Genomic DNA, 16,375 nt, shown 5'->3' with positions numbered 1-16,375 from the left:
GATACATCTGCGTTTCAAATCACTTTGTATTTGAAACCGATGCAGGTCATGCGTGAGTAGCTCTCTTTTTTATTGGGTTGGCTCGCTCGCGCCTTGCATGGCGTCGCGCGTCTGGCGGGCTTGTTCCATCAGCCACTGACAGAAGGCCTGCACTTCGGGCCGCTCGCTGCTGCGTGGGCCTTGCAGCAGCCAGTACGACAGAGGCGAGGCCAGGCGATGTTCGGGCAATACCTCGATCAGGGTGCCGGCCGCCAGCGCATCGGCTACCAGCGGCAGGCGCGCGATGGCCAGACCCTGGCCCGCCAGCGCGGCCTGCACGATCTGGTGGGCGTAGTTGAAGTACAGCCAGCGCGGCGGCTGCAGCTGGTCGCAGCCGTTGGCGGCAAACCAGCGCTGCCAGCTCAGCCACTCCAGCTGGGGCATGCGGTGCACGTCGCCGGTTTCAATCAAGGTGTAGCGGGCAGCATCGGCGGGGCTGTGCACGGCGGGGCCGCTCCTGAGCAGGGCTGGGCTTGCGACCAGCACCAGTTCTTCGCCAAACAGGGCCTTTGCCGCGGCATCGGAGACGCCGGCGCTGTAGCGTATGGCCAGGTCCACATCGGTGGTCTCCAGATCCACCACGGCGTCGCCCGTGTCTATGCGAATGTCGATATAGGGATAGGCGCGCTGGAACGCCTCCAGACGCGGAATCAGCCACATGGCAGCAAAGCTGGCCCAGGTGGTGATGGCCACGCTCTTGCGGCCCACGGTCTGGCGGATCTGGCGCACGGTGGCGTCGATCGACTCCAGTGCAGGCTGAACGGCATGCAGCAGCTGGGCGCCGGCACCCGTGAGTTCCACGGCGCGCGAATGGCGCAGGAACAGCGGGATGCCCACCTCGTCTTCCAGCGACTGGATCTGGCGGCTGACGGCAGACTGGGTCAGTGCCAGCTCGTCCGCCGCGGCACGAAAGTTCAGGTGTCGGGCCACGGCCAGAAAGGCGCGCAGATGGCCGGCGCCGACGGCGCGGGTGCGAAGCAGCGGAGTGGGGCTGGTGGTTGCATGAGGCATGGCAGGGCAAGCATAAGGTGTTTGCGGCGACTGTTGCCTGCGCTTGCAGTTGTCGAGCACGGCTATGGGTCGATAATCAGGCGGTTTTCATCCTATAAATCAATATGACTGCACCTCTGGACATCGTCGTCATGGCTGCCGGCAAAGGCACCCGCATGAAAAGCCGCCATCCCAAGGTGCTGCAAAAGCTGGCCGGACGTGCCCTGTTGCAGCATGTGCTGGATACTGCTGCGCAGCTCAAGGCGCGCTCGGCTGTAGTGGTGACGGGTCATGGCGCAGCGGAAGTGGAAGCGGCCATCGCCGCTGCCAATGGCGCAGATGGCGCCCATGGTGCAATGGACCTGAAGTTTGTACGCCAGGAGCCTCAGCTGGGCACCGGCCATGCCGTGCAGCAGGCCGTGCCTGCGCTCAAGGACGATGGCCTGGTCGTGGTGCTGTCGGGTGATGTGCCGCTGACCCGGGCCGACACGCTGCAGGGTCTGCTCGATGCCGCCGGCAGCGACAAGATGGCGCTGCTCACCGTGACCATGGCCGATCCCACGGGCTATGGCCGCATCGTGCGAAACGATGCAGGCACGGTGCAGCGCATCGTCGAGCAGAAAGATGCCAGCGAGGCCGAGCGCGCCATCACCGAGATCTACAGCGGCATCATGGCCGTGCCAGCCAGGCATCTGACGGCCTGGCTTGCCAAGCTCGACAACAACAATGCCCAGGGCGAGTACTACCTGACCGATATCGTCGCCATGGCCGTGGCCGACGGCGTGCCCGTGGTGGGCCACCGCATTGCCGATGCGCTGCAGGTGGCGGGCGTCAACAGCCCGCTGCAACTGGCAGAGCTGGAGCGCGCCCACCAGCTGCGCCAGGCGCGCGAGCTGATGGAGCAGGGCGTGCGCATGGCCGATCCTGCGCGCTTCGACTTGCGTGACGATGCGCGCGGCGCCAAGGCCAGCCTGAGCTGCGGTCAGGATGTGGAAATCGACGTGAACTGCATCTTTGCCGGCAAGGTGACGATTGGCGCCGGCGCCAGGATCGGGGCCAACTGCCATCTCAGCAATGTGAGCATTGCCGACGATGCCGTGATCCACCCCTTCACGCACATCGATGGCGAGAAGGCCGGCGTGGAAGTGGGCCAGGGCGCGCTGGTCGGCCCGTTTGCCCGCCTGCGCCCCGGCGCCAGGCTGGGCCGCGAAGTGCATATCGGCAACTTCGTGGAAGTGAAGAACTCCAGCCTGGCCGACGGCGCCAAGGCCAATCACCTGGCCTATCTGGGCGATGCCACGGTGGGTGAGCGCGTGAACTACGGCGCAGGCAGCATCACTGCCAACTATGACGGCGTGAACAAGCACCGTACCGTGATCGAGGCCGATGTGCATATCGGCAGCAACTGCGTGCTGGTGGCTCCGGTGACGATTGCCGCCGGCGGCACCGTGGGCGGTGGCTCCACCGTGACCAAGAACACCGAGGCTGGTGCCTTGACGGTAGGACGTGGCAGGCAGGTCAGCATCCGCAACTGGAAGCGCCCCGAAAAGCTGCCCAAAGCCTGATGGAACAAGCGCAGCAAACTTTGGAGAGCATGGCGCCTCAGTCCCTGGACGAAGCGCTGGCGCTGCTGGACAGGCGCGAGGCCGAACTGGCCGCCTTGCGCACGGCCCAGCAGGAGTGGATGCATGCCGTCTCGCATGATTTGCGGGCGCCGCTGCGCCATCTGCTGGCTTTCAATCCGCTGGTTGCCGAGCTGCTGCAGTCCGCCAGCCCCGGTGCCGAAGACCTGGAGGAAGCGCGCAGCTTCCTCCAGACCATGGATCAGTCCGCCCAGCGCATGGCGGCCATGTTCGACGGCTTGCTGCAGCTGAATCGGGCTCAGAGCCATGTGCTGCAGCCGCAGCCTGTGGACTTGCTGGCCTTGCTGGGCAGTCTGCGCCAGCGTCTGCAGGCAGGCGCGCAAGGCCGACGCATAGAGTGGTGTCTGCCCGCTGTCGCCCCCATGTTGCAGGCAGATCCGCGTCTGCTGGAGCAGGCTTTGGACGCAGCTCTCGCCAATGCCGTCAAGTTCACGCGGGCCGTGCCGCTGGCGCGCATTCAGGTCGATGTGCAGCGCGATGGGCAGGGGGGCTGCTTCATCACCGTGGCCGACAACGGAGCCGGCTTCGAGCAGGCGCGGTCAGGCAAGCTGTTTGGCGTCTTTCAGCGCATGCATCGCGAGGCCGAGTTCGAGGGCCTCGGCATCGGCCTGGCGCTGGTGCGCGATATCTGCCGCCGCCATGGCGGCGAGGCGGAAATCCAGGCCCAGCTCAATGCGGGATGCCAGTTGCAGATGCATTGGCCCACCTGCCTGCCCTGAGTGGTCAGACCACGTCGCGGTCCAGGCTTTCCTGCTCGGCGCTCGCCGGGCTGATTCGCGTGGATTCCGGTCGCATGGGCATGGTCGAGGGACTGTGCTGCCGCTCGGGTTGCTGCGTGGCATCCATCACCTGGTCGCGCCCGCCGCTCTTGGCACTGTAAAGCGCACTGTCGGCCGCTTTTATCCACTCGGTCACCGAGCCAAAACCTTCATCGGCTGCCGCAACGCCGATACTCGCACTGATGTGCAGCTGTGGATATTCGCGAATGCGTATCTGAGCAATTTTTTCACAAATACGCATGGCGACCGAATATGCCTCCTTGGCCGTGGTGTGCTTGCAAAGCACGGTGAATTCATCGCCGCCGTAGCGCCCAGCAATATCGTTGCTGCGCAGGCTGTTTCTAATCGCCAGCCCGATCATTTTCAAAACATCGTCGCCCACAATATGGCCGTACAGATCATTCACGCTTTTGAAACGGTCAATGTCAATCACCAGCAGGCAGGTCTGCTCCTTGACGGTGCGGTGCTGATGCAGCGCGGCACGGGCTTTTTTCCACCAGTAATCGCGGCTGTATACCGTGGTCAGAGGATCAATGCGTCCCAGTAACTTGAGCTGCAGGTTCTGCCTGGCCAGAGTCTTGAGCATTCGGCTGTTGGACCAGCTTGCATAGGCGCTGTGCAGGATGATCAGCGGCAGCAGGCTGAGCTGTACCGCCAGTGGCGCGCCCCATTGCGGGGTGGGCGTAATGGCGATGCTCATGAAAAGCATGCCGCACAGCAGCGCGATCAGGGAGGGCAGCCAGCGGCGCTTCAAACCGGTATAGAAGCGGTCGGCTACGCCGATGGCCAGAATGCAGATGCTGGGCAGCAGGCTCCAGTGCATCAGAGAAATCCAGCAGCCGACGATCAGCGCATCTATCAGAGAATTGAAATACTCCGCATGGAACTGATCCTGTTGCCGGCTTGAATGCAAAAAAGCAATATGCGGCCAGACCAGCGCACTGACCGTCGTGAATGCCCACCAGGCGAGATTGGTCGGGAGATATGACAGGCTCGCAGCCACCACCGCTCCGCCCAGTACCATATAAGAGGCGCGCAGAGGGTAGGTCCGGCGGTGAATATCTCGATGCAAGGGCATCTGGTGGAATTGGCTTAAGTCAAGGTTGCGAGAATAATCTAATTAATACAATTTGTATCAAATATTGAGGGGCTTGCGCGGCATCCGCACCACACATAGCGGTTCAAAAATAAAGGCGTGCAAGTCCCTAATGATTGGGGGCTGGCAAGGGCAGTTCGGTACTGAATTTGGCGCGCTTGATGCTGAAGAAGGCTTTGACATTGCGCACATTGGCATCCTGAGTGAACAGCTTCTGGCTCAATGCCAGGTAGGCAGGCATATCGATGGTGGCAATGATGAGGATGAAGTCGGGGCCGGGAGAGACGCGCCAGCATTGCTGCACGCCGGGTTCGGCCACGGCTTTGTGCTCGAATTGCAGCAGTGAGCTGCTGTCCTGCCGGTCCAGCGAGACTTCCACAATGGCCTGCAGGCCATGGCCTGTGAGGCGGGCGATGTGTTCGCTGCTCAGGATGGCGACTTGTTTCTCGATCAGACCCAGCTCCTGCAGGCGCTTGACGCGACGCAGGCAGGTAGGGGCAGATAGCTCGAGATGCCGGGCCAGGGCCTGGTTGCTCAGGCTGGCATCCAGCTGCAATTGCTGCAGCAGTTGCAAGTCGGTGTCATCCAGATTGATGGAATTTTCATTCATTTATATGAATTTTATTGAATAAATAATCAATATTCCGATTCGATGAAATTTTCAGTCATTTAGCTGTTTTTATTGATTGAAAATTTTTTATTGCAACCGTTAGCATGCTTGATCAAACAACCTAAGGTGTACCTCTATGTGTGGCATTGTTGCTGCGGTGTCTCATCGCAATATCGTTCCGGTTCTGGTCCAGGGTCTGCAGCGACTGGAGTATCGCGGCTATGACTCCTGTGGTGTGGCTGTACAGGCAGCGGATGCCAGCGGCTTGAGCCTGGGATTGCAGCGTGCGCGCTCTACCGCCCGCGTGGCCGAGCTGATGGAGCAGGTCAAGACCGAGCATGTGGAAGGTTTCACCGGCATTGCCCATACTCGTTGGGCCACTCACGGCGAGCCTGCCGTACGCAATGCCCATCCCCACTTCAGCCATGGTCCCGGCATCTCGCCCGTGGCCGATGCCGATGCGCCGGCCCGCGTGGCCCTGGTGCACAACGGCATCATCGAGAACTACGAAGCCCTGCGTGCCGAGCTGCAGGCCAAGGGCTATGTATTTGCCAGTCAGACCGACACCGAGGTCATTGCTCACCTGGTGGACAGTCTCTACAACGGCGATCTTTTCGAGGCCGTGCAAGCCGCAACGGCTCGCCTGCATGGCGCCTACGCGATTGGCGTGATGCACCGGGATGAACCTCGCCGTGTGGTGGGCGCTCGTGCCGGCTCGCCGCTGATTCTGGGTGTGGGCAAGGACGGCGCGGAACATTTCCTGGCCAGCGATGCAATGGCGCTGGCGGGTGTGACCGACCAGATCGTGTACCTGGAAGAGGGCGATCTGATCGATCTGCAGCCGGGACGCTACTGGGTCATCAGCAAGAGCGGCGAGCGCCTGACAGAGCAGCAGCGCCCGGTCAGGACCGTGATGGCGCACAGCGGCGCAGCCGAACTGGGCCCTTATCGCCACTACATGCAAAAGGAAATCTTCGAGCAGCCGCGCGCTTTGGGCGATACGCTGGAAGGCCTGAAGAACATTGCCCCCGAGCTGTTTGACGGGGTCACTTCGGAAGGCAAGACCGGCGCGGCGGCCTGGCGAGTATTCAAGGAGATCGACCGGGTCCTGATCCTGGCCTGCGGCACCAGCTATTACAGCGGCTGCACGGCCAAGTACTGGATAGAGGCGATTGCCGGCATCCCCTGCAATGTGGAGGTGGCCAGCGAGTACCGTTACCGCACCAGCGTGCCCGATCCCAAGACGCTGATCGTGACCATCAGCCAGTCGGGCGAGACGGCCGATACATTGGCGGCCCTGCGCCATGCCCAGAGCCTGGGCATGAAGCACAGCCTGACCATCTGCAATGTGGCCACCAGCGCCATGGTGCGCGAGTGCGAGCTGGCCTATATCACGCGCGCCGGCGTGGAAATCGGCGTGGCATCGACCAAGGCCTTCACGACGCAGCTTGCAGGCCTGTTCCTGCTGACGCTGGCGCTGGCCCAGTCCAAGGGACGCCTGACGGAAGAGAAGGAGCAGCAGTATCTGACGGCCATGCGCCACCTTCCCGTGGCCCTGCAATCCGTGCTGGCGCTGGAGCCGCAGATCATCAGCTGGGCCGAAGACTTTGCGAAGAAGGAAAACGCGCTGTTCCTGGGTCGCGGCATTCACTACCCCATCGCTCTGGAAGGCGCGCTCAAGCTCAAGGAAATCAGCTATATCCACGCCGAAGCCTATCCTGCCGGCGAGCTCAAGCATGGCCCGCTGGCACTGGTGGACAGCCAGATGCCTGTGGTCACCGTGGCACCCAACGACGAACTGCTGGAAAAGCTCAAGAGCAATATGCAGGAAGTGCGTGCCCGCGGCGGTGTTCTCTATGTGCTGGCCGATGCCAAGACCAATATCGAAAGCAGCGAAGGCATGCATGTGATTCGCATGCCCGAGAACTATGGTGCCCTGAGCCCCATTTTGCATGTGGTGCCGCTGCAGTTGCTGGCCTATCACACGGCGGTGGCACGCGGCACCGATGTGGACAAGCCGCGCAACCTGGCCAAGTCGGTCACGGTGGAATAAGCCGGTTGCTTCGTGCCACGAAAAAGCGCTCCATGGGAGCGCTTTTTCGTTTTTGGCATGACAGGTGGATGGCTGGCTTCAGCGCTGGCTAGACTCCTGCCGCTTTGAAGACCCGGCGCAGTACCTGCATGGGCAGAAACTTTACGCGGCGGCGTTTGAGTTCATGTCGGTAGAGGCGCTCCCTCTCAATGAAGTTGATTTTTTCTTTCATTGCGATGTGTCTGGATGGCTAACCCAACTAATCTAACAGCGTAGTGAGCATTTTTCGTAACACCCTGTCAGATGGATGCGGCATCAACATCCCGGCGTTGAAGCCCGCATGTCCTGGCATGCATGCAGCCATCTTGGCTCGCCTATGAAAAACGCCCCTTGCGGGGCGTTCATGCAGAGCGATTTTGCTTACATATTATTGGGCAGCACGGTCACGATCTGCGGGAAGAACCACAGTATGACCAGTGCCAGCACCATCAGCAGGAAGTACGGTGCGCAGACGCGGGCCAGATAGGTGATCTGCTTGCCCGTCATGCCCTGCAGCACGAACAGGTTGAAGCCCACCGGTGGCGTGATCTGAGCGGTCTCCACCGTGATCACGAGGAAGATGCCGAACCACAGGGGGTCTATGCCTGCGGCCTGGATGATGGGCAGAACCACGCCGGAGGTCAGCACAATGGTGGAGATACCGTCCAGAAAGCAGCCGATGAGAATGTAGAACAGGCCCAGTACCGCAATCAGCATGGCGGGCGACAGGTTCAGGCTGCCCACGTATTCAGCCAGCTGGCGTGGCAGTCCGATATAGCCCATGGACAAGGTCATAAAGGCTGCACCGGCGAGGATCAGCGCAATCATGCAGTACAGCCGGGTGGCTCCGAACAGCGATTCCTTGAAGTTCTTCCAGCTCAGTGCACCTTGCAGGGCCGACAGAATCAGCGCTCCCATCACGCCTATGCCGGCAGCTTCGGTCGCCGTGGCAATGCCGCTGTAGATGCTGGCAATCACGCCCGAGATCAGCAGCACGACGGGGATCAGGTGGCGCGACTCGTAGACTTTCTGCTTGAAGCTCATGGTGCTGTCGGCCTTGGGCACCTTGTCCGGGTTCATCAGGGCCCAGACCACGATCCAGCCGCTGAACATCAGTGCCAGCATGATGCCTGGCAGCACGCCTGCCATGAAGAGCTTGGAGATCGACAGCTCGGCAGATACGCCGTAGACGATCAAGATGATGGAGGGCGGGATCAGGAGGCCCAGTGTGGCGGGGCCGCCCAGCGAGCCGATCACCATGTTCTCGGGATAGCCGCGTTTGCGCAGCTCGGGCACATTCATCTTGCCCACGGTGGCGCAGGTGGCGGCAGAGGAGCCGGACACTGCCGCAAAAATCGTGCAGCCAATGACATTGGTGTGCAGCAGGCGGCCCGGCAGCGCATTGACCCAGGGCGCCAGACCTCGAAACATGCTCTCGGACAGATTGGTGCGGTAGAGAATCTCGCCCATCCAGACAAACAGGGGCAAGGCCGTCAAGGTCCAGCTGCTGGCAGAGCCCCAGATGGTCATGGCCATGGCATCGCCCGCAGCGCGCGCGGTGAAGAATTCCATGCCGAACCAGGCAACGCCTGCCAGCGTCAGTCCGACCCAGACACCGCCGCCAAGCAGGGCCAGCAGCACCACGATCAGTGCAATGCTTGCGGTGATTTCATTCATGAGGGGTTCCCTCCTTCTCTACCGCCTTGCGTTTGCCCAGCAGCTCCAGCACCAGTTCGTCGCAGAACGCGATGAAGAAAACAATCGTGCCCAGAGCCATGAAGATCTGGGGAATCCACAGCGGTGTGGCGTCTATGCCCACGGAGATGTCTTCGATCTCCCAGGACTGCCAGACCAGGCGCGTGGAATAGAAAGCCAGAAAGGCCGAAAGAATGGTGGCGATGCCCAGGGCGGTCAGTTCCAGCGCCTTGTAGGCCTTGCCCTTGAGCGCACCCAGCAGCAGGGTGACGCGGATATGTTCACCCTTCTTCAAGGTGCTGGCCAGGGCCATGAAGCCGGCGCCCGCCATGGCATAGCCTGCGTAGGCATCGGTGCCCGGGGCGCTGAAGCCAAAGAGTCGGCTGGTGATGGTCAGCAGCACCATCGCCAGCACGCCGATCATGGCGATGCCGGCAAGCCAGGCACTGCCGTCATAGAGGCCGTTGAGTAACTTGCGCATGCTTGTCTTCCTGAGAGGATGAGGTCGTCGGCCGCCCGCCCCGGATGCGGGGGGCGGGCGAGCCGATGCAATCTGCGCCTTACTTGCCAGCCTTGTAGCCGTCGAGAATGGCCTGGCCGTCGGCGCCGGCCTTGTCCGTCCATTCCTTGATCACGGTCGCGCCGATCTTGCCCAGGTCTGCCTTGAGCTGGGCGGAGGGTTGCTCGACCTGCATGCCACCTTGCTTGAGGGCGGCAATCGAGCGTGCATCCACTTCCCTGGACTCTTTCCAGCCGCGCTGCTCGGCAGCGGCAGCGGCCTTGAGCACGGCCTCCTGCGTGCTCTTGTCCAGCGCGCCAAAGGCCTTCTTGCTCACGGTCACGGCATTCTTGGGAATCCAGGCCTGCACGTTGTAGTAGTACTTCAGGCTTTCAAACAGCTTGTTGTCGGCACCGGTTGCGCTGGAGGTGATCAGGCCATCCACCACGCCGGTCGCCAGAGCCTGGGACAGCTCGGCCTCCTGCACGGTCACGGGCTGGGCGCCAATCAGTTCGCCAATGCGGGCGGTAGTGGGGGAGTACACGCGCCACTTCATGCCCTTGAGATCGGCCGCGGAGTTGACGGGCTTTTTGGTGTAGATCCCCTGGGGAGGCCAGGCCACGGAATACAGCAGCACCTGTCCCTGCTTGTCCAGCAGCTTTTGCAGCGCGGGTTTCTGAGCCTGATAGAGCTTGTAGGCCTCGTCATAGTTGCTCACCAGGAACGGGAGTCCGTCGGCGCCGAAGATCTGCGACTCATTCTGAAAGCTCACCAGAAAGAATTCGCCCATCTGTGCATTGCCGGTCTGCACGGCACGCTTGATTTCGGGCATCTTGAACAGCGACGCACCAAAGTGCGGCGTGATCTTGAGCTTGCCGCCCGTGGCAGCATCCACATCCTTCACAAACAGTTCGTTGTTCTTGGAGTGAAAGTTTCCAGGCCCGTATGCGGTGGCGAAATCCCACTTGGTTTGTGCCATGGCATGACCGGCAATGCCGATGCCGGCGAGCAAGGTTGCGGTGGCGCAGAAAATGCGACGCTTCATGAGAACTCCTCGGATAAGAGATGCAGACGAATGAACTCAGGCAAGAGTTGTGCCAAAAGTAGCATTTGTCTCAACAAACATCCATGAGGGATTTCAACGAGTTTCAAAGAAACGTAGGGTGTTTTATTGCTTTACCTCTATTGAAAATGGCATTTTGTTGAACAAGATCCCTCAAGGGGCCTTGATCCCCGCCTCTGCCAGACGCCGGGCATAGGCGGCCAGAATGATGCGTTCGGAATGCACCAGATAGGCACTGAGCTCCTGTGCCGCCTCCGCGGGCCTGCCGGCTTCGAAGATCTGCAGAATCTTCAGGTTCATGCTCACATAAGGTGCATGCAGAAAATGCGGGTCGCGCAGCAGGCCGAAGGCCAGGCGCAGCTCCGCCAGCAGATGCGAGAACATCTCGTTGAGGCGTTCGCTGTCGGCCAGGGCCACGATGGCTTTGTGAAACGCCATATTGGCTGTGCCCACCTCGGACCAGTCCTCGGCCTCGCTGTGCCGCTGGCCGCTTTCCACGGCCTCGCGCATCCGCGTCAGCGCCGGGTGCATGGGGTAAGCCTGTGCAAGGGCCTGACACTCGATCATGCGCCGCACGCGATAGATGTCGATGATGGACGCCATGCTGGGCACGGCCACCGATACGCCCTTGTTGGGCTCGTGTACCAGCAGACCTTCCTTGGTCAGCATGCGGAACACCTCGCGCAAGGTGTTGCGCGAAATATCCAGCGCTTCGCTGAGTGCCGCTTCGGACAGTCGCTGGCCCGGGCTCAGCACGCCCTTGACCAACTGGCTGCGTATTTCTTCGGCGATGCGTTCGGTCAGGTTCTGGACCTCTGCTGCGACTTTCATGGCGTTCCCTTTTGGCTGTCGCCAGAGTGTAGCCATCGTTCTGTTGACTCAGAGAAGTCCCAAAGAGTGGTGCAACCTAGGGTTTGCTCTATTACAAAGTCTATTTGTTCTGCAAACAATTTCATTTGTGGAATCAATCTAAATAGATTGTTCAACAATATGAGGAATGAAGCAGGTCTGAAGCAGAGCTGCCCGGCCTTCCTCAAAAGAGCTGGGCGGGGTTGCCGATAGCGTTCCCGTCTTTGGTAGAGCCCGCCGCGCAGCGGATCAGGGCGTGATTTCCGGAGGCTTCCATGCCTGTAGACGTAAACCTGTGGCCGCTGATCGGCGTGCTCATCATCATTGCCGGCTTCGCGCTGCGCTTTAATCCCATGCTGGTGGTCATCGTGACCGCCATCGGCACCGCCTTTGCGGCGGGCTTTCCGCTGGACAAGGTTCTGGCCGCCATCGGGACCGGCTTCATCAAGACCCGCAATCTGCCGCTCATCATCTTGCTGCCGCTGGCCGTGATCGGCCTGCTGGAGCGCCATGGCCTGCGTCAGCATGCGCAGAACTGGATCAGCTCCATCAAGTCGGCCACAGCCGGCCGTCTGCTGATCGTCTACCTGGCAGCGCGCCAGCTCACGGCAGCCATCGGCCTGACCAGCCTCGGCGGGCATCCCCAGATGGTGCGTCCGCTGCTGGCTCCCATGGCCGAAGGCGCGACGGAAAACCGCTACGGCAAGCTGTCGGGCAAGGTGCGCGAGAAGCTGCGCGCCATGTCGGCTGCCACGGACAACGTGGGCCTGTTCTTTGGTGAAGACATCTTTGTGGCCTTCGGCGCGATCGTGCTGATGACCACCTTCCTCAAGGAGGCCGGCATCGAGGTCGAGCCGATTCATGTCGCGCTGTGGGGCATTCCCACGGCCATCTCGGCCTTTGCAATCCATGCCTTCCGCCTGCATCGCCTGGACAAGCAGCTGGCGCGTGAAATTGCTGCGGAAAAGAAAGTTGCCCAGGGAGAGTCGGCATGACCATCACCATTCAATACCTGTACTACCTCGTCGGCCTGGTGCTGGCGGTGACGGCCGTGATGACGCTGCGCGATGGCAGCAACCCGCGCCGTTTCTCGGCGGGCCTGTTCTGGGCGCTGTATGCGCTGGTGTTCCTCGTCGGTGATCTGCTGCCGCCCGTATGGGTGGGGGCGGTGGCGGTCGTCATGGCCCTGATTGCGGGCTTCGGCGGCGTGATGGGTGGCAAGCATCAGCCGCGCACCGATGCGCAATACCTGGAAAGCGCCAAGCGCCTGGGCAACAGGCTGTTCGTGCCGGCGCTGGCCATCCCGCTGATCACCATGGTGGGCACGCTGTCGGCCAAGCATCTGGTCTTTGGCGGCACTCCCCTGATCGACCCCAAGAACAGCACGCTGGTCAGTCTGGGCATAGGCTGCGTGATTGCGCTGGTGCTGGCCTGCAAGATGACACGCGAGACCCCGGTGCAGGGCCTGCGCGAGTCGCACCGCCTGATCGACGCGCTGGGCTGGGCCCTGGTGCTGCCGCAGATGCTGGGCATGCTGGGTCTGGTGTTCTCGGATGCCGGCGTGGGCAAGGCCGTGGCCTATGTGACCACCACCTACATCAACATGGATGTGCGCTTTGTGGCCGTGGCCGTGTACGTGATCGGCATGGCGCTGTTCACCGTCATCATGGGCAATGGCTTTGCAGCCTTTCCGGTGATGACGGGCGGTGTGGGCGTGCCCGTGCTGGTTGGCGTCTACCATGGTGACCCGGCCGTGATGGCGGCAGTCGGCATGCTGTCGGGCTACTGCGGCACCTTGCTCACGCCCATGGCGGCCAACTTCAACCTGGTGCCCGCAGCACTGCTGGAAATTGACAAAAATGCCGTCATCCGTGCGCAGGTTCCCACGGCCATCACCTTGCTGATCGTCAATGTGTTCCTGCTCAACTTCCTGATGTTCCGTTAAGAGAGAGTTGCCATGACTGAGGCTGCCCACCGAATCCTGCTGACTGGCTTCGAGCCCTTCGACAAAGACAGCGTCAACCCCTCGTGGGAAGTGGCGCGAGCGCTGGACGGCGAGCTGATTGCTGATGGCGTGGTGCATGCCGTGCAACTGCCCTGCGTGTTCGGCGCGGCCATGGCGGCGCTCGACGAGGCGCTGGCCAGGCTGCAGCCCACGTTGATCATCAGCCTCGGACTGGCCGGCGGGCGCAGCGAAATCACGCCCGAGCGCGTGGCCATCAATATCGACGATGCCCGCATTCCGGACAACGCGGGCCATCAGCCCGTCGATCAGTCCGTGGTGCGCGACGCGCCCGCGGCCTACTTCTCGACCCTGCCCATCAAGGCCATGGTGCGCCATCTGCGCGATGCGGGCATTCCGGCTTCGGTATCGAACACGGCGGGCACTTTTGTCTGCAACCATGTGTTCTATGCCCTGATGCACAGGCTGTCTCGCCGTGCGGGCCCCGGCGTGCGCGGCGGCTTTATTCACATACCCGCGCTGCCGCAGCAGGCCGCGCGCCAGCCAGGCATGGCCAGCATGGCGCTGGACACACAGATCCAGGGCATACGTACAGCCATTCATACGGCCATGACGGTGCAGCAGGATTTGCTGGAAAACGCAGGTCAGCTGCATTGAGGCTGACCGGGAGACGAATGATGAAAATGGATTTGAACAGCGATCTGGGCGAGAGCTTTGGCGCCTGGCGCATGGGCGACGATGCGGCCATGCTGGACATCGTCAGCAGCGCCAATGTGGCTTGCGGCTTTCATGCCGGCGACCCGGCCGGGATGCTGACCACGCTCAGGGCTGCCAAGGCGCGCGGCGTGGTCGTGGGTGCGCATGTGGCCTACCGCGACCTGTCGGGTTTCGGGCGTCGCAACATGGATGTGGCCAGCGGCGATCTGGTGGCCGACGTGATCTACCAGATCGGCGCTCTGCAAGGCCTGGCGCAGGCAGCCGGCACCAGCGTCCAATATGTCAAGCCGCACGGCGCGCTCTACAACACCATTGCCCAGGACAAGCGCCAGGCCATGGATGTGATCAATGCCATCAAGGCCATCAATCCCAAGCTGGTGCTGATGGCTCTGGCAGGTGCGCCCCTGATAGCCTGGGCCCGCGATGCGGGCCTCTGTGTGGTGGCCGAGGCCTTTGCCGATCGCGGCTATACGCCCGACGGTGCCCTGGTCTCGCGCCGCGAACCCGGCGCCGTGCTGCACGACGAAAACCTGATCGCCCAGCGCATGCTGACCCTGGTGCGTGAGGGCGTGATCGAGGCCGTGGACGGCAGCCTGGTGCGCGTGGAGGCAGACTCCATCTGTGTGCACGGCGACAGTCCCGGTGCCGTGGCCATTGCGCGCAATATCCGCCAGCGTTTCGAGCAGGAGGGCGTGCAGATCACCTCCTTTATGGAAACAGCACCATGAGTTCCATGCGCTTTTTGTCCGTCAACCGCCAGGCCATTCTGGTGGAGCTGGCCGACCTGCAGCAGACGCTGGTGCTGCTGGGGGCCTTGCAGGCCAGTCCCCTAGAAGGCGTGCAGGAGCTGGTGCCTGCCGCGCGCACCATTTTTGTCCAGTTCGCGCCCCATATCATCGGCGCGGCGCAACTGGTAAGACGCATTGCCGACTGCGATCTCAGCGGCAGCGTGCAGCGCTCGGATGTGCTGGTGCAGATTCCCGTGCGCTATGACGGCGAAGATCTGGCCGAGGTTGCGCAGATACTGGGCATCACAGCCGAGGAGGTGGTGAGCCGCCACACCGGCAGCGAATGGTCGGTGGCCTTCACTGGCTTTGCGCCGGGCTTTGCCTATCTGAGCGGTGGGGATCCCATCTTCAACGTGCCACGCCGTGCCACGCCGCGAACCAAGGTTCCGGCCGGTGCGGTGGCGCTGGCCGGCAGCTTCAGCGCGGTCTATCCACAGGCCAGCCCCGGCGGCTGGCAGATCATCGGCGTGACCGATGCCGCGATGTGGGATCTGGCGCGCGATCTGCCGGCTTTGTTGCAGCCCGGCTACCGCGTGCAGTTTGTCGATGCTGCTACTCAAAAAGTAGCTGCTGGCGATTTCTCTGATTCGATTTCAGATGGAAAAGTATCTGAGACCAAAAGCGAACAGGCGCAAGCAGCTACGAGTTTCAATGGCTGCGCCTTGCGCGTGCGCGCCACGGGTCTGCTCACGCTGTTCCAGGACATGGGTCGCCACGGCCAGGCCGGGCAGGGTGTTTCTGCCTCCGGTGCCATGGATCAGGCGGCGTTCAAGACGGCCAACCGGCTGGTCGGCAATGCCAGCCAGCTGCCGGTGCTGGAGACAGTAGGTGGGGGCCTGTCGCTGCAAAGCGTGGGCGAGAACGTCGTTGCAGTGACGGGCGCGGATGCACCCATCAGCATCACCACGGCCGACGGACGCCGCTGGTCTGCGCCGCGTCATGCCGCGATTGCGCTGGCCGATGGCGACACGCTGAGCCTTGCCCAACCCGTCGCCGGTGCCCGCTGCTATGTGGCGGTGCGCGGCGGCTATGAGGTGGCGCCCGTGCTGGGCAGCGCTTCGACGGACACCCTGGCCCATGTCGGCCCGCCCGCCCTGCACAGCGGCCAGTTGCTGGCGGTGCTTCCGGCAGCCCATGCCGTGGTGGCCGAGCTGGCCCTGCCGGAGCAGGAGTTGCCGGCCCCAGACGGCGAGGTGGTGCTGGATGTGGAGCTGGGTCCGCGCACCGACTGGTTCACGCCCGAGGCCGTGGCCTTGCTGGCCGCCCAGCGCTGGCAGGTCACGCCCCAGTCCAATCGCGTGGGCTTGCGCCTTGCCGGCGAGCAGGCGCTGACGCGCGCCGTGACCAGCGAGCTGCCCAGCGAAGGCACGCCGCTGGGGGCCATCCAGGTCCCCGCCAGCGGCCAGCCCGTGCTGTTTCTGGCCGACCACCCCTTGACCGGCGGCTATCCCGTCATCGGCTGTGTGGCACCCCATCATCTGGACCTTGCGGGGCAGATTCCCGTAGGTGCCTGGATTCGTTTTAACCCTGTTCGTTCTTTTGAAGAACTCACACCCACTTTGTGAGGACCTTC

General features: G+C 62.2%; 15 protein-coding genes. 8 read left to right on the top strand and 7 right to left on the bottom strand.

The annotated features are described in order from the left end of the window. Positions 1-69: 69 nt before the first annotated feature. Positions 70-1,050 carry a LysR substrate-binding domain-containing protein gene (locus ACWGXF_RS03295; RefSeq protein ID WP_256629712.1) on the bottom strand — a complete coding sequence of 327 codons (981 nt, stop codon included), beginning with the start codon at positions 1,048-1,050 and terminating at the stop codon, positions 70-72. Positions 1,051-1,154: 104 nt separating this feature from the next. Between ACWGXF_RS03295 and glmU the strand changes: the two genes are divergently transcribed. Both glmU and ACWGXF_RS03285 read left to right on the top strand, forming a co-directional pair. Then, on the top strand, positions 1,155-2,594 hold the full coding sequence (gene glmU / locus ACWGXF_RS03290) for a bifunctional UDP-N-acetylglucosamine diphosphorylase/glucosamine-1-phosphate N-acetyltransferase GlmU (RefSeq protein WP_039049496.1): 1,440 nt from the start codon (positions 1,155-1,157) through the stop codon (positions 2,592-2,594). Next, positions 2,594-3,391 carry an ATP-binding protein gene (locus tag ACWGXF_RS03285; protein WP_039049497.1) on the top strand — a complete coding sequence of 266 codons (798 nt, stop codon included), beginning with the start codon at positions 2,594-2,596 and terminating at the stop codon, positions 3,389-3,391. The genes glmU and ACWGXF_RS03285 overlap by 1 nt, the downstream gene beginning before the upstream one ends. Before the next feature lie 4 nt (positions 3,392-3,395). Here ACWGXF_RS03285 and ACWGXF_RS03280 read toward each other — a convergent pair whose 3' ends face one another. Together ACWGXF_RS03280 and ACWGXF_RS03275 are read right to left on the bottom strand one after the other, a co-directional pair. Further along, positions 3,396-4,529, bottom strand: coding sequence for a sensor domain-containing diguanylate cyclase (locus ACWGXF_RS03280; protein WP_452101680.1), 1,134 nt, complete (start codon positions 4,527-4,529; stop codon positions 3,396-3,398). Positions 4,530-4,656: 127 nt separating this feature from the next. Then, a complete protein-coding gene (locus ACWGXF_RS03275; protein ID WP_059439746.1) occupies positions 4,657-5,157 on the bottom strand; it encodes an Lrp/AsnC family transcriptional regulator in 501 nt (166 codons plus the stop codon). A 136-nt stretch (positions 5,158-5,293) separates the two neighbouring features. Between ACWGXF_RS03275 and glmS the strand changes: the two genes are divergently transcribed. Then, the gene (gene glmS, locus ACWGXF_RS03270) at positions 5,294-7,210 is read left to right on the top strand and encodes a glutamine--fructose-6-phosphate transaminase (isomerizing) (protein ID WP_256629715.1); all 1,917 of its coding nucleotides are present in this window, start codon (positions 5,294-5,296) and stop codon (positions 7,208-7,210) included. A gap of 399 nt (positions 7,211-7,609) precedes the next feature. On the opposite strand, the gene ACWGXF_RS03265 is transcribed toward glmS, so the two are convergent. The 4 genes from ACWGXF_RS03265 to ACWGXF_RS03250 form a co-directional block, all read right to left on the bottom strand. Continuing rightward, positions 7,610-8,905: a TRAP transporter large permease gene (locus ACWGXF_RS03265; protein WP_012836941.1), complete on the bottom strand. Its 1,296-nt coding sequence runs from the start codon at positions 8,903-8,905 to the stop codon at positions 7,610-7,612. Next, positions 8,898-9,404 (bottom strand): TRAP transporter small permease, encoded by a 507-nt coding sequence (locus ACWGXF_RS03260; RefSeq protein WP_034357232.1) that lies wholly within the window; start codon positions 9,402-9,404, stop codon positions 8,898-8,900. Before ACWGXF_RS03260 ends, ACWGXF_RS03265 begins: the two co-directional genes overlap by 8 nt. Before the next feature lie 79 nt (positions 9,405-9,483). After that, a complete protein-coding gene (locus ACWGXF_RS03255; protein ID WP_012836943.1) occupies positions 9,484-10,467 on the bottom strand; it encodes a TRAP transporter substrate-binding protein in 984 nt (327 codons plus the stop codon). A 171-nt stretch (positions 10,468-10,638) separates the two neighbouring features. Next, positions 10,639-11,316 (bottom strand): GntR family transcriptional regulator, encoded by a 678-nt coding sequence (locus ACWGXF_RS03250; RefSeq protein ID WP_012836944.1) that lies wholly within the window; start codon positions 11,314-11,316, stop codon positions 10,639-10,641. A gap of 293 nt (positions 11,317-11,609) precedes the next feature. Between ACWGXF_RS03250 and ACWGXF_RS03245 the strand changes: the two genes are divergently transcribed. The 5 genes from ACWGXF_RS03245 to ACWGXF_RS03225 are packed head-to-tail and all read left to right on the top strand — an operon-like array spanning position 11,610 to position 16,367. Continuing rightward, entirely contained in the window at positions 11,610-12,329 is a 720-nt protein-coding gene (locus tag ACWGXF_RS03245) for a DUF969 domain-containing protein (RefSeq protein ID WP_034364184.1), read from the top strand. Further along, the gene (locus ACWGXF_RS03240; protein ID WP_034357240.1) at positions 12,326-13,279 is read left to right on the top strand and encodes a DUF979 domain-containing protein; all 954 of its coding nucleotides are present in this window, start codon (positions 12,326-12,328) and stop codon (positions 13,277-13,279) included. Before ACWGXF_RS03245 ends, ACWGXF_RS03240 begins: the two co-directional genes overlap by 4 nt. Before the next feature lie 12 nt (positions 13,280-13,291). Further along, complete coding sequence (gene pcp / locus ACWGXF_RS03235; protein WP_256629716.1) at positions 13,292-13,954, top strand: pyroglutamyl-peptidase I; 663 nt, start codon at positions 13,292-13,294, stop codon at positions 13,952-13,954. Positions 13,955-13,974: 20 nt separating this feature from the next. Beyond that, positions 13,975-14,742, top strand: coding sequence for a LamB/YcsF family protein (locus tag ACWGXF_RS03230; protein ID WP_256629717.1), 768 nt, complete (start codon positions 13,975-13,977; stop codon positions 14,740-14,742). Between the two features lie 5 nt (positions 14,743-14,747). Beyond that, positions 14,748-16,367: a 5-oxoprolinase subunit B/C family protein gene (locus ACWGXF_RS03225; RefSeq protein WP_452101685.1), complete on the top strand. Its 1,620-nt coding sequence runs from the start codon at positions 14,748-14,750 to the stop codon at positions 16,365-16,367. Positions 16,368-16,375 lie beyond the last annotated feature (8 nt).

It is taken from the genome of Comamonas sp. HJ-2 (assembly GCF_053615495.1).
This window is presented reverse-complemented; position numbering and strand designations above follow the sequence as displayed.

What these genes read in the sequence shown, in the direction of transcription:
- ACWGXF_RS03245 (WP_034364184.1), top strand. Translation starts at nt 11,610, where the DNA reads ATGCCTGTAGACGTAAACCTGTGGCCGCTGATCGGCGTGCTCATCATC.
- ACWGXF_RS03275 (WP_059439746.1), bottom strand. Translation starts at nt 5,157, where the DNA reads ATGAATGAAAATTCCATCAATCTGGATGACACCGACTTGCAACTGCTG.
- ACWGXF_RS03240 (WP_034357240.1), top strand. Translation starts at nt 12,326, where the DNA reads ATGACCATCACCATTCAATACCTGTACTACCTCGTCGGCCTGGTGCTG.
- ACWGXF_RS03265 (WP_012836941.1), bottom strand. Translation starts at nt 8,905, where the DNA reads ATGAATGAAATCACCGCAAGCATTGCACTGATCGTGGTGCTGCTGGCC.
- ACWGXF_RS03295 (WP_256629712.1), bottom strand. Translation starts at nt 1,050, where the DNA reads ATGCCTCATGCAACCACCAGCCCCACTCCGCTGCTTCGCACCCGCGCC.
- glmS (WP_256629715.1), top strand. Translation starts at nt 5,294, where the DNA reads ATGTGTGGCATTGTTGCTGCGGTGTCTCATCGCAATATCGTTCCGGTT.
- ACWGXF_RS03225 (WP_452101685.1), top strand. Translation starts at nt 14,748, where the DNA reads ATGCGCTTTTTGTCCGTCAACCGCCAGGCCATTCTGGTGGAGCTGGCC.
- ACWGXF_RS03260 (WP_034357232.1), bottom strand. Translation starts at nt 9,404, where the DNA reads ATGCGCAAGTTACTCAACGGCCTCTATGACGGCAGTGCCTGGCTTGCC.
- ACWGXF_RS03250 (WP_012836944.1), bottom strand. Translation starts at nt 11,316, where the DNA reads ATGAAAGTCGCAGCAGAGGTCCAGAACCTGACCGAACGCATCGCCGAA.
- glmU (WP_039049496.1), top strand. Translation starts at nt 1,155, where the DNA reads ATGACTGCACCTCTGGACATCGTCGTCATGGCTGCCGGCAAAGGCACC.
- ACWGXF_RS03280 (WP_452101680.1), bottom strand. Translation starts at nt 4,529, where the DNA reads ATGCCCTTGCATCGAGATATTCACCGCCGGACCTACCCTCTGCGCGCC.
- pcp (WP_256629716.1), top strand. Translation starts at nt 13,292, where the DNA reads ATGACTGAGGCTGCCCACCGAATCCTGCTGACTGGCTTCGAGCCCTTC.
- ACWGXF_RS03255 (WP_012836943.1), bottom strand. Translation starts at nt 10,467, where the DNA reads ATGAAGCGTCGCATTTTCTGCGCCACCGCAACCTTGCTCGCCGGCATC.
- ACWGXF_RS03285 (WP_039049497.1), top strand. Translation starts at nt 2,594, where the DNA reads ATGGAACAAGCGCAGCAAACTTTGGAGAGCATGGCGCCTCAGTCCCTG.
- ACWGXF_RS03230 (WP_256629717.1), top strand. Translation starts at nt 13,975, where the DNA reads ATGAAAATGGATTTGAACAGCGATCTGGGCGAGAGCTTTGGCGCCTGG.